The sequence below is a fragment of the Mucilaginibacter myungsuensis genome (genome assembly GCF_015222005.1).
Classification (GTDB): Bacteria; Bacteroidota; Bacteroidia; order Sphingobacteriales; family Sphingobacteriaceae; genus Mucilaginibacter; species Mucilaginibacter myungsuensis.
The window spans coordinates 174,769-187,117 of sequence record NZ_JADFFL010000006.1 but is presented as its reverse complement, the minus strand read 5'-3'; the positions used below and the strand labels follow the sequence as shown (position 1 = coordinate 187,117).

General features: G+C 46.6%; 9 protein-coding genes. 7 read left to right on the top strand and 2 right to left on the bottom strand.

Annotated elements, in window-relative coordinates; translation table 11 throughout:
* Window positions 1-31 precede the first annotated feature (31 nt).
* Together IRJ16_RS16240 and IRJ16_RS16235 are read right to left on the bottom strand one after the other, a co-directional pair.
* Entirely contained in the window at window positions 32-1,840 is a 1,809-nt protein-coding gene (locus tag IRJ16_RS16240) for a hypothetical protein (RefSeq protein WP_194112669.1), read from the bottom strand.
* Between the two features lie 7 nt (window positions 1,841-1,847).
* A complete protein-coding gene (locus IRJ16_RS16235) occupies window positions 1,848-3,785 on the bottom strand; it encodes a hypothetical protein (protein ID WP_194112668.1) in 1,938 nt (645 codons plus the stop codon).
* 126 nt (window positions 3,786-3,911) lie between these two features.
* Here IRJ16_RS16235 and miaB point away from each other — a divergent pair, with 126 nt between their 5' ends.
* The 7 genes from miaB (at window position 3,912) to groL (ending at window position 12,243) form a co-directional block, all read left to right on the top strand.
* Window positions 3,912-5,384 carry a tRNA (N6-isopentenyl adenosine(37)-C2)-methylthiotransferase MiaB gene (gene miaB / locus IRJ16_RS16230; RefSeq protein WP_194112790.1) on the top strand — a complete coding sequence of 491 codons (1,473 nt, stop codon included), beginning with the start codon at window positions 3,912-3,914 and terminating at the stop codon, window positions 5,382-5,384.
* A 62-nt stretch (window positions 5,385-5,446) separates the two neighbouring features.
* Complete coding sequence (locus IRJ16_RS16225) at window positions 5,447-6,709, top strand: sigma-54 interaction domain-containing protein (protein ID WP_194112667.1); 1,263 nt, start codon at window positions 5,447-5,449, stop codon at window positions 6,707-6,709.
* Window positions 6,710-6,722: 13 nt separating this feature from the next.
* A complete protein-coding gene (gene lptE, locus IRJ16_RS16220) occupies window positions 6,723-7,244 on the top strand; it encodes an LPS assembly lipoprotein LptE (RefSeq protein ID WP_194112666.1) in 522 nt (173 codons plus the stop codon).
* 17 nt (window positions 7,245-7,261) lie between these two features.
* Window positions 7,262-9,085 carry a hypothetical protein gene (locus IRJ16_RS16215; RefSeq protein ID WP_194112665.1) on the top strand — a complete coding sequence of 608 codons (1,824 nt, stop codon included), beginning with the start codon at window positions 7,262-7,264 and terminating at the stop codon, window positions 9,083-9,085.
* Between the two features lie 13 nt (window positions 9,086-9,098).
* On the top strand, window positions 9,099-9,461 hold the full coding sequence (gene secG / locus IRJ16_RS16210; RefSeq protein WP_194112664.1) for a preprotein translocase subunit SecG: 363 nt from the start codon (window positions 9,099-9,101) through the stop codon (window positions 9,459-9,461).
* Window positions 9,462-10,186: 725 nt separating this feature from the next.
* The gene (locus IRJ16_RS16205; RefSeq protein ID WP_194112663.1) at window positions 10,187-10,483 is read left to right on the top strand and encodes a co-chaperone GroES; all 297 of its coding nucleotides are present in this window, start codon (window positions 10,187-10,189) and stop codon (window positions 10,481-10,483) included.
* Between the two features lie 125 nt (window positions 10,484-10,608).
* Window positions 10,609-12,243, top strand: a complete 1,635-nt coding sequence (gene groL, locus IRJ16_RS16200; protein WP_194112662.1) for a chaperonin GroEL — start codon at window positions 10,609-10,611, stop codon at window positions 12,241-12,243.
* Window positions 12,244-12,349: the final 106 nt, after the last annotated feature.

The window sequence follows — 12,349 nt, the reverse complement described above, 5'->3', positions numbered from 1 at the left end:
CGGCGCAACTACTACTCCCACTGCCACTGAACTACTTTTTATTCTCATGGCGCTTCTTGCGCTCTTTTTCCTTTTCCTTCTCTTCTTTTTTCGCTTTGCGATTAGCTTCGTGCGACATCATTTCGCTCTCTTTTTTTGTATTGTAGCCAATACATTGCTTTATCCCGGACATCAAAGTTCGAATGATGGTTTTAAAGAATGGATCACCTATCGGTCGGGCCACATTTACGTAACCTACCCGCGGGAGTTCGCCAACATTATCCGGATTGTTGTGTTTGATGATGAGCGCATTGGCGAAGAATGATGCCAGCGTCAACTTCTTCATTTTATTTTTGGCAGTATCAGGCTTAAGCAGTGTTACTTTAAAGTCGCTGTAAATAAAACTGATCTTACCTTTAGATCCGTGTCGGTTAGCCTTAATATCGAAATCAAAGCTGCTCATATTGCCCGACCGTATCTTTACCATGCCCAAAGTTGTAGTTGCGGGATTAACGCGCCCAAGGTTCATAGCACCAAGGTGGCCTTTATAACTATAAGCAAGATCTCTGCCCGCCATATCAAATTTAAAAGCCACCTCAAGCGCCGCCTTGCTCATAAAGTTGGTCTTTAATATAATGTTGCAATACTTGTTCTTTTGCAATGCCTCATCATTGGTGGTCAGGTTAGTGATAGTGCCATTTGTATGGTTAAAGGTAACGTAGCCAGTTTTTTGCGACTTGGCGTTCAACTCAGTATAGCTAACGTGAAGGTTTTTGATCTGAACGGAATCTATCTTTAGATCGGTCTTTAATTTATAGATTCCTGCATTGGGGAACGTGACCGCACGGTCGCCTATCTGCTTTTTACCCTGCGCTATTCGGTTACGCTCTTTCAGGTATGGGTTATTGAACACGCCCAATCGTCCGTTAGTTAGTTTAAGGCTACTTGCACTAAGCTTGCGATATTTGTGATAGCTAAGGAAATCAAAATCGTTCAGTTGTACCGAGTCCATATTGATGGTGAACCGGTCATTCCTGCTTTTATCAAAAAAACGGTCAGGATCTACCGGCTCCAGTTGCAGGTTCTGGATATTCAACTGGCGCGACCGTGTCGATAGCGTCAGCGACTTCATCCGGTATTTGTATAGGCCATTAGGGGCTTTGCCGGTAAAGTTATTCAGTTCGGTCACCACATCGCGGCAGTAAAGGAAGCGACTGGTATCTTTCATCGACGTCGAGTCGATCAGCAGGTCGGTAGCACTTAAGTTCATCTCCTTTAGTTCGGATATGGCTACCTTGTTGCCGCTATGGTCTTCGTATTTAAATTGCACATCATTCAATCCTATATAACCAACATTGATGGAATGCAGGGTTTTGCTGATACGCTCATATAGCGAGCGTTTATCCACAGGAGTAGTATCCTTAGTGCGGTTCTGTTGATACTGCACATTCAATTCGGGGGCACTAAGAATGATCTGGCCGATGTTCAGTTTGCGCTTAAAATATAGCGTGAACGGATGAATATGATTCAGCGCCAGTTTTTTAATATGGACGCGGTACAGGTTATTGGGGTGCAGGTTACGCGCCTTTAACCTGTTATAAACTGCCATATCAGGCTGCACATTGATATTGAAGATCACGATCTTGCCGCGCAACACATGCAGGTCGGCCCTGCTGAAATCGACGTGATAAAGGCTATCAGAAGCTTCCAGCACGGTATTTTTTACTGTACGCCCCAATATGGGCGAAAAATATAAGTTGATCAAAAACGACCCGATCAAAACCACGGCGGCTGTAATGATCACCACCCGGGCCGTCACTCGTTGCCAGCGTTGTTTTAAAAAATTCAGGTTCAGGGTCATTTATGTTTTAGGGCGTATTTTCCTTTTGTTCTTGCTCTTGCTGCTTTTTGGCCTTTTCTTCAGCTTTCTTCTTTTCTTTTTCGGCCTTCTCTTTTTCCTTCTGTTCTTGCTCTTTTTGCTCTTCTATCGCTTCGGCTTTCTTTTTCTCTTCGCGGCGTTTTTTGCGGTTCTCTTTAAACTCCTTAAACTTAGATAGCACGCCGCTAACTTTCTCTACCGCCGTGGTGATATTGTTTTCGGTCTTTTTGCTAAAACCAACACTTGGCTTAATACCATCAAGCAGCCCCTTGTACAAAAAGCTAAAGAACGACACTGTCGGGTCGCGTTTCAAGTTTATCGGGCCCGGCCTGAAATTACCCTTTTTATCCGGGTTATCGTTATCGATCACCAAACTATTGGCAATTTTTGATATAAAACCCTGGGCCACCAGCTTGTTAGTGGCGGTGTCTTTCTTCAGCAACTCTACGTTCAGGTTCTTGTAGTAAAACTCCAAACCGCCTTTGCCCGAGTAATTATTAGCATTAACGTTAAAATGCAGCCTTTTAATATCTGCCGACTTAATATGCACCATGGCCAGCGGGCGCAACAGTTTATCCAGCTTGCGGCCGTCTAAATTACTTAGCGTTCCATTGTAGTTAAATGCCCCCGCCTTATCATTAAGATCAAATTTAAAGTTGACCGATAAGGGTGCGGCATTAAGGAACGACGTGCGGATACGCGCCGTCATAAAATGGTTCAGTTTTTTTGCCTCGGGGTCGTTGGTGACGTTAGTAAAGTCGCCGGTGGTATGGTCGAAGTTGATCACCCCTGTGATGCCCGATGTAGCGTCAGTCTCGGCGTAGGTGATACTGGTCTTCTCTAAACGGATGCGGGCTATCTTCATATCCAGGGCCACTTTTTGCAGCTGTTGATGAGGGTCTTTACCGATCTTACTGGTTTTAGGGCCACCTTTATAACGCCCGTCGTGATAGATCTCTACACGGCCTTTGTTAATGTAAAGCAGACCAGCATATAGTTTTTGATCCCGCAGAAATCGCTGCAGGTCAACGTCGGTAATAGCGATACGCTCAAAAGCCAGGTCGAACCTATCATCGGCACGTTTTATCTTACGGTAAAAAGCTTTTTTATCATAACGCGGCACCAACGCGGGCTTTGTAAGTATCAAACTGCGTTGAGCGGTAGAGAATTGCAATTGCTTAACTTTCACCAGGTACAGGCTATCGGCAGTGGCCAGTTTATAATCGCGCAAGGTAAATTGCACACCTTTGGTATAGTAAAAACGTTCGGGATCTTGCGCCGATAACGAATCGATCAGGATCTGTGATACGCCGATATCCAGGTTTTTGATGGCGTTAGTTTTGGTGACCGGGCCGCTTTTGTTGATATAGGTAAGGCTGATGTTCTTTAGCCCGATAGTATCGATCTGTAATCGTTTAAATATTTTTTTAATGATCTCGTACGGGGTCTTCGGCTTGCCCACCTTTACGGTATCGTTGTAGGCCATCCGTTTGTTTACGATGGTCAGGTCGGGGTTCTCGATGATGATATCATGAATGTTCAGCACCTTTTCCTGATACGCTTTTTTAGCGCCCACATTTTTGATACTCAGCTTTTTTACGCCAAGGGTGAACAGGTTATCCGGTGCCTTCTTATCGGCCACCATCTTGTTGTAAACATTGGTATCGGGCACTAATTTAAAATCGGTCAGCGTGGCGTTGCCCGAGGTGATATTAAGGTCGAAGTCCGAGTATTCTATGCGGTACAAACTATCAGTAGAACTTGCCACCAGGTCCTTCATTTGTTCCTGTAGTAAGGTCTTCCATTTATTGCCCCCCAAAAATCTTTGGTAGGCGTAATAACCACCTCCGGCGAGTAACACCAGTATCAAGGTAAGTACAAATGGCCAGCGCGGCATACCTTTTTTTGTTGTTGGGGTTTGTTCCATTGCTCAATAGTCTATTGTAATGTGAGGTATAACAACAAACTTATGATTTTGTTAATTGGCTGACAAAGTGTCACACAAGGGATCAAAAATTATGTATTTTTGCAATCTTAAAGTATGACGAACGAGATGATAGACCTGGAGATCCCGAACAAGGAGCATGATGAAGCGAGACAGGGCGAGGCCTTAATGCTGGAGCCCACTGTAGGGAAGAACAACGGCCGTAAATTATATATCGAAAGCTATGGCTGCGCCATGAATTTTTCGGATAGCGAGATCGTAGCTTCTATTTTGCAGGACAGCGGATTTGAGACCACCAAGGATTTTAACGGTGCTGATGTGGTTTTCATCAACACCTGTTCGATACGTGATAATGCTGAGGTACGCGTACGTAACCGCCTTAAAGAGTTTAAAGCAGCCAAAACCAAAAATCCGGGCATGATCGTAGGGGTATTAGGCTGCATGGCCGAACGCCTGAAAGCTAAATTTTTAGAAGAAGAAAAACTGGTTGACGTTGTTGTAGGCCCCGATGCTTACCGCGACCTGCCAAATCTGATAGATACCGTAGATGGTGGCCAAAAAGCGGTGAACGTACTGCTATCACGTGAGGAAACTTATGCGGACATTAACCCTGTACGCCTGAACAGCAACGGCATCAACGCATTTGTATCGATCATGCGTGGTTGCGATAATATGTGTTCGTTCTGCGTGGTGCCATTCACCCGTGGCCGCGAGCGTAGCCGTGAGCCGTTATCTATCGTTAAAGAATGCCAGGATCTGTTCGACGCCGGTTACCGTGAGGTAACCTTGTTAGGACAGAATGTGGACTCTTATAAATGGAGTAAGCAGTTGTCAGTGAGCAGTGAGCAGTCAGAAACTGAAGAGGCCGCAGATGCTACGGCAACTACCCCTACTGTTACCTTTGCTAATCTGTTAGAGATGGTTGCACTGATCAGTCCGGAATTGCGTGTGCGTTTTTCTACATCGCATCCTAAGGATCTGTTGGATGATGTGCTGTACACCATAGCCAAGTACGATAACATTTGTAATTATATACACTTGCCGGTACAGTCGGGAAATAGCCGTGTACTGGATATCATGAACCGCAACTATACCCGCGAGTGGTATATGGAAAGGATCGATGCCATAAAACGCATCATCCCGGGGTGTGCGATATCTACCGATATCATTACCGGTTTTTGCACCGAGACCGAGGAAGAGCATCAGGATACCATCACTATGATGGACTATGTGGAGTATAACTTCGCTTACATGTTCACCTACTCCGAACGTCCGGGTACCTTAGCGGCCAAACGTTTTGCTGATGACATCCCCGAGGACGTAAAATCCCGCAGATTGCGCGAGGTGATAGACAAGCAACAGCAATACGCTCATGTTAACTCTAAGCGCAAGATAGGGACAGTACAACGAGTGCTGATAGAAGGTTTATCAAAAAAATCAGATCAGGATTATTCAGGCCGTAGTGATGGTAACGCGGTTGTGATCTTCCCGGTGGATGAACGCTACAAACCCGGGCAATACGCCAACGTTATGATAGACAGATGTACAACGGCGACATTAATTGGCACCATCGTAGAATAATTTATCAGGTCGACCAGCCCTAACTGACCACCGATCAACTGGTTAACCGATCACTACCTAACATGGATATACAAGAAATTAAACAACGCTTTGGCATTATCGGTAGTTCGCCGTTATTGAACAGGGCTATACATATTGCAAATCAGGTAGCGCCTACCGATATCTCGGTGCTGATCACCGGCGAGAGCGGTAGCGGTAAAGAGGTGTTTTCGCATATCATTCACCAGATGAGTCCGCGTAAGCACGGGCCGTTCATTGCGGTGAACTGCGGTGCGATACCCGAGGGTACTATCGATTCGGAACTATTCGGACACGAGAAAGGAGCTTACACCGGCGCCGTGGGCGAGCGTAAAGGTTACTTTGAGACCGTTAACGGCGGTACGATATTTTTAGATGAGATAGCCGAGATGCCTTTGGGTACCCAAGCCCGTTTGTTGCGGGTATTGGAATCAGGTCAGTTCATCAAAGTTGGTTCATCAAAAGTAGAGAAGACCAACGTACGCGTGATCGCTGCTACCAATGTTGATGTTTTCGATGCGGTGAAGAATGGAAAATTCCGCGAGGATCTTTATTACCGTTTGAACACCGTCCCGCTGAAGATACCGCCATTGCGCGAGCGTAAAGAGGATGTTTACCTGATCTTTAGAAAGTTCACTTCGGATTTTACCGACAAGTACCGTACCCCGCCTATCCATCTGGATGAGGATGCACAGCAAATGCTCATCAACTACTCGTGGCCGGGTAACGTGCGCCAGTTAAAGAATATGGCCGAGCAACTGGCCGTTCTGGAGCGTGACCGCACCATCACCGCGCAAACGCTGATGAACTATATCCCGGTAGAGAATAACAGCCGCAACCTGCCCATGCGTTTGGATAACCAACCTAAAGAGGACCTATCCGAAAGGGATATTCTTTATAAGGTACTGTTCGACATGAAGCGGGATATGGTGGAGTTAAAAAAACTGGTGGCCGATATTATTGAACATGGCGGCGTTGTGTCCAATTATGATGATCACTCGCATACCATCAATCAGCTTTACCGCGATATCGAATTGCCCAATAACGACAACCACCATCATCGCGATACGCCACAATTTACCTTGCAGCAGCCCGTTAATAACAATGTTATCAATACCGGTAACGACCATTTTAACATTACCCACAATGCCGAGGAGGTAGAAGAATCCCTGTCGCTGATCGATAAGGAATCGGACCTGATCCGCAAGGCTTTAAAAAAGCATAAGGGTAAACGTAAAATGGCGGCTCAGGAGTTAGGTATATCCGAGCGTACGCTGTATCGTAAAATAAAAGAACTGAATTTGTAAGGTGATAGCCCCAATGAAAAGAATTGTAGCCGGTCTGTTATTGTTTAGTGCGTTGGGAATGTTCGCGGCGTGCTCGTTCACGCTGAGCGGTGCATCCATCCCCCCAGAGATGAAAACGGTGAACATCCCGACCTTTGAGAACAATGCCCCGCTGGTAAAAACGACCCTATCCCAGGATATGACCGAGGCGCTGAAAGCACGTATCCGTTCGCAAACGGCCCTAAGCATTACCACCAGTGCCGAGGCCGATGGTGTTTTTACAGGCAATATCATTTCTTATTCAGCCGCGCCGGTGTCGGTACAATCAACGGGCAACCCCAATCAGCCGCCTTTGGCTAATGCCAGCCGTTTAACCATTGTGGTACACATTAAGTACACTTACAAAAAAGACAAGAAACTGGATTTTGAACAGGATTTTACCCGTTACGGCGATTACACCGGCGATCTGGCATCAAAAGAAGCTGGCCTTGTGGCTACCATAAACAAACAACTTACAGAAGATATTTTCAATAAGGCTTTTGCAAATTGGGAATAAAACGTAGTTTCAACCCCGTGGAGGACTATTTAAACAACAGGCAAAAAGAAATTCTGCTCCGGCTGTTGGCCGATCCGGCCGATACAGGCTCCGCCTATCTTTCTAATTTGCAGGAGATGGTGAAGATCCACCCGCGATCGGGACTGCTCCGCGCGCTATATGGCCGTGCTTTGAACGAGCCTGCCCCGCATGTGGCCAGTGGTTATTTTGACAGCAACGCGCTGCACAAACTACTATATCGCCATGATAACCTGACGCCGATAGCCAACGAGCAAGTGGCTATTCAACCTGATGGTAAACTATTCGGTCAGCCGCTGGCAATGCCGGCAGACGAGCCGCACTTTGTGACGCCTGAGCAACTGGCCGATATCGACACCACGATATATGCCGATAAACCGGCCGATATCCCGGCGGCATTCCAAAGTAACGACTTTGCCGAACCGCCTGCTATCCCTGTAGAGGAAACTTTACCCGCGGACGAACATGTAGCGGACGACCGTGAAACTCCGCCGCCGATCCCTGAGTTGGAGCAGATAGAACAACACGACGAAGCACCTGCCCTGCCGCCATTTGAGCCGGCTCCATGGGAGATAACGCCTACCGTGACCGAGCAGATCGGCGACGATGAGCAACCGCTTGGCCGTGCACCATGGGAAGAAGATGAGGACGAGGAGGAAGCGCCTGTGGCTACCGAAGCATCATCCGACCAACGTTATGGCTGGGAAGAGCCGATCAACAGCTTAGATCAGCCCGAAGAAACTGCACCTGGTGCCGCAGAAAGCCAATGGCAGACCGAGGAGGTGACCGCACCTGTAGAAACCAATACTATCGACGATGAGATGGCCGCCAAGCTGGCTTATTGGGCATCGTTAGAGGATGAGTACGATGCCGAAGAGCAAATACCTGCCCCGGCGCAAGAGGTTGAGCAAGCTCCCGAACCCGTTAATTATGCTTATCAGGAAACACCGATACACGACGATGTTTACGACGAGATAACCAGTATAGAAGATATTGGCCTGGCGCAAATGGCAGCCGAAGCTGCTTACGAGCATCAGCCGATCCCTGCTATTGAACCGATAGCTGAACCTGTTGCCGAGGCTATCGCGGAGACGACCGAAGAGGCAGCACCGCTTGCAGCCGAGCCAGCTCAACCGGCCAAACCAGCCGATGAGGAGCGCCTGATCATGGGCAATATCGCAGCTACAGATTTCTTCCGTTTTGATAAGGCATTTGGTGAGCCGGAACGACCTTCCACCGAAACTACACCGCCGGCAGATCAGCAATTTGCTGCTCAAGCCGGAGAGCCGGAGAACACGCATCAGGATGTATCGATGTATCACGACGAAAAGATGCCATACACCTTTATGTGGTGGTTGGACAAAACACGTCGCGAGCATGGCAACCTGTATCAGCCTTATGCTAAAGCGCCTGTTAACCGCCCGGCGGCTGAAACACCGGCCTCAAAACCGACAGGCGACGCTTTACAGCAGCAATATGTAGAGAACATATTCCACCTGACGACCGAAGATCTTGTAGCCGAAGACGCCAAGACCGTAGAGTTTGACATGGAGCGCAAAGAGGACCTGATCATTCAGCGTTTTATTGAACAGGACCCGCATATCCACCCACCGGTAGGTGAAAAATTGAACACCGAGAATAAAGCCAAACGCTCATCAGAAGACGACCTGGACATGGTGACCGAAACTTTAGCCCGCATATATGCCGATCAGATGCTATTCCCTAAAGCGATAGCGACTTACAAAAAATTAATGTTGAAATATCCGGAAAAAAGCCGTTACTTTGCATCCCGTATCGAAAATTTAGAAAAACGTACTAATTAATCATATTTAAAAAATGTTTTACATCCTGTTAGTGATCGCCATTCTTGTTTGTGTGCTGTTAGGCGCCATTGTGCTGATCCAAAATCCTAAAGGCGGTGGTTTGGCTTCAAACTTCTCAGCATCATCTCAATTAATGGGCGTTCAAAAGACCGGCGATTTCCTTGAAAAAGGTACCTGGTTCCTGGCTATCGCTTTAATGGTATTGTCACTGGGCATTAACGTTGTTGTTAAAGGTGTATCATCAGGCACTGATAATTCTGCCGACGACGCGCTGATCGAGAAGGTGTCAAAACCATCAACCACAACAACTCCTGCCGCTACTCCGGTATTGCCGGGCGCTGGTGCAGCTAAACCGGCTGATACTGCTAAGAAATAATTTCCTTTCAGGAATAAGAAATATGGAAAGGCTTCGGGAAACCGGGGCCTTTTTTTGTTTTATTTTAATTCCCTCCCTGGGGAGGGGTGGGATAAGTTTGTGCTGAAAATGCAGGGAGGGTTTAGTCACAAAACATATCGCCGAAACCCCTCCCTGCATTTGCGCTCATGTTCTCCGCACCCCTCCCCAAGGACTATCGTGTACCCACATCTTTTTATGTGCCGGAGGTACTATCTGTTTATAGAAAAACAAGTCAATATGATAATGCCTCAAAGAGGCTACCCTTCGTGGATATGCTTAGCTTGAGGGTACTTCTTCTGGAAGAATTTCTTTTTCTACGATCATTGCTATAAACAGGTAGCCCCCTCTGGGCAGATGATCCAATTTCAAAGATGTGGGCATACGGTAGTCCCCAAGAAGAGAATTGAAATCCTACTATCCCTCTCTTATGTTATCATAGGCACTCCGCGTTAAACCTACAATTGCGATGTTAGGATTGCCCCCCTCTCACAAATTATCCTATATTTGCCGCGCTACCATTATACCTCAACTGCCAACCTGACACTGCTTTTATTACTAAATTGTAAGCTTAAAACCTGCGGGTTACCTTTTGCTGACAATTAAACAGTATGCCCTGACAATTTCAGGACGAGCCGTGCATTGGCATAATTGATGAGGATATAGTGATACAGAAATAAAACTGAACATCATATAAATTTAAAACAATGTCGTTAAACGTTACACCTATTGGAGACAGGATATTAATTGAAGCTGCTCCGGCTGAGACCAAAACTGCATCAGGTATTTACATCCCTGAAACTGCACAAGAGAAACCACAACGCGGTACTGTAGTAGCCGTTGGCCAAGGCAGGTATGCCGAGCAGACCGGCACACTGATCCCTATCAGCGTAAAACCTGGCGATAAAGTATTATACGGTAAATTTGCCGGTCAGGAATTTACCCTTGAGGGTAAAGACTACCTGATCATGCGCGAATCTGACATCTACGTAGTATTAGGATAAGGGTTTAAGGTTGTAACGTTTTAAGGTTGAAAAGTTGCCTTGCGCTCTGCTCGATCTTTAAAAACAAAACATTCCAACCTTGCAACATTTCAACTTTACAACAACAAAAAATTTAAAATACAATAATGGCAAAGCAAGTAAAATATAATGTAGAAGCTCGTGACGCGCTGAAAAGAGGCGTTGACATTTTAGCTAATGCAGTAAAAGTGACATTAGGCCCTAAAGGCCGTCACGTAATTATCGACAAAAAATTCGGTTCACCATCTATCACTAAAGACGGTGTATCGGTAGCGAAAGAGATCGATCTGAAAGACCCTATCGAGAACATGGGCGCTCAAATGGTTAAAGAAGTTGCCTCAAAAACTGCTGATATTGCAGGTGATGGTACGACTACTGCAACCGTTTTGGCTCAGGCTATCGTAACTACAGGTATCAAGAACGTAGCTGCAGGCGCTAACCCAATGGACCTTAAACGCGGTATAGACAAAGCGGTTACCGCTGTTGTTGCAAGCTTGCGTGCACAGAAACAAGATGTAGGTGACGACTTTGGCAAGATCAAACAAGTTGCTTCTATCTCTGCTAATAATGACGAAGTGATCGGTGAAATGATCGCTGACGCGATGAAGAAAGTAGGCACCGGCGGTGTGATCACCGTTGAGGAAGCTAAAGGTACCGAGACCGAAGTGAAGACCGTAGAAGGTATGCAATTTGATCGCGGTTACTTATCTCCTTACTTTGTGACCAATGCCGACAAAATGGAGGCTGAATTGGATAACCCTTACATCCTGATCTACGACAAGAAGATCTCGTCGATGAAAGAGTTATTGCCGATCTTGGAGAAACAAGTGCAAACAGGCAAACCATTGCTGATCATTGCTGAAGACCTTGATGGCGAAGCATTATCTACTTTGGTAGTTAACAAGATCCGCGGCTCGCTGAAAGTAGCTGCTGTTAAAGCACCGGGCTTTGGCGATCGCCGAAAAGCGATGTTAGAGGATATCGCTGTGTTAACAGGCGGTACCGTTATCTCTGAAGAGCGTGGCTTTAAATTAGAGTCGGCTGATCTGGATATGTTAGGTCAGGCTGAGAAAGTATCTATCGATAAGGACAATACCATCATCGTTAACGGTGCAGGTAACCCGGATCAGATCTTGGCTCGTGTTAGCGAGATCCGTGTTCAAATTGAGAACACTACATCTGAGTACGATAAAGAGAAATTACAAGAGCGTTTAGCTAAGCTTTCAGGTGGTGTTGCCGTACTATATATCGGTGCTGCATCTGAAGTTGAAATGAAAGAGAAAAAAGACCGTGTTGACGATGCTTTACACGCTACCCGTGCCGCTGTTGAAGAAGGCATTGTAGCCGGTGGTGGTGTTGCTTTCATCCGCGCGGTTGCTGCTTTGGCCGACCTTAAAGGCGAGAACGACGACGAGAACACTGGTATCCAGATCATCCGTCGCGCTATCGAAGAGCCATTGCGTCAGATCTGCGAGAACGCAGGTATCGAAGGTTCTATCGTGGTGCAAAAAGTTAAAGAAGGCACTGCCGACTTTGGTTACAATGCACGCACCAACGTTTACGAGAACCTGATCGGTGCAGGCGTTATCGACCCTACTAAGGTTGCCCGTGTAGCATTAGAGCACGCTGCGTCTATCGCATCGATGTTGTTAACTACCGAGTGTGTGTTAGCAGACGAGCCTGAAGAAGATAAAGGCGGCGGCCACCCACCAATGGGGGGCGGCATGGGCGGCATGATGTAATCATTTAAGCTCAAAGCATAAAGGTAAAAGGCGAAAGGTTTTTGATGACCTTTCGCCTTTTGCCTGTTTCATCAACTTGCGCGACTGCGTTTTCTTTGCGTTGCTC

What these genes read in the sequence shown, in the direction of transcription:
- IRJ16_RS16225 (WP_194112667.1), top strand. Translation starts at nt 5,447, where the DNA reads ATGGATATACAAGAAATTAAACAACGCTTTGGCATTATCGGTAGTTCG.
- IRJ16_RS16240 (WP_194112669.1), bottom strand. Translation starts at nt 1,840, where the DNA reads ATGACCCTGAACCTGAATTTTTTAAAACAACGCTGGCAACGAGTGACG.
- lptE (WP_194112666.1), top strand. Translation starts at nt 6,723, where the DNA reads ATGAAAAGAATTGTAGCCGGTCTGTTATTGTTTAGTGCGTTGGGAATG.
- IRJ16_RS16235 (WP_194112668.1), bottom strand. Translation starts at nt 3,785, where the DNA reads ATGGAACAAACCCCAACAACAAAAAAAGGTATGCCGCGCTGGCCATTT.
- secG (WP_194112664.1), top strand. Translation starts at nt 9,099, where the DNA reads ATGTTTTACATCCTGTTAGTGATCGCCATTCTTGTTTGTGTGCTGTTA.
- groL (WP_194112662.1), top strand. Translation starts at nt 10,609, where the DNA reads ATGGCAAAGCAAGTAAAATATAATGTAGAAGCTCGTGACGCGCTGAAA.
- IRJ16_RS16205 (WP_194112663.1), top strand. Translation starts at nt 10,187, where the DNA reads ATGTCGTTAAACGTTACACCTATTGGAGACAGGATATTAATTGAAGCT.
- miaB (WP_194112790.1), top strand. Translation starts at nt 3,912, where the DNA reads ATGATAGACCTGGAGATCCCGAACAAGGAGCATGATGAAGCGAGACAG.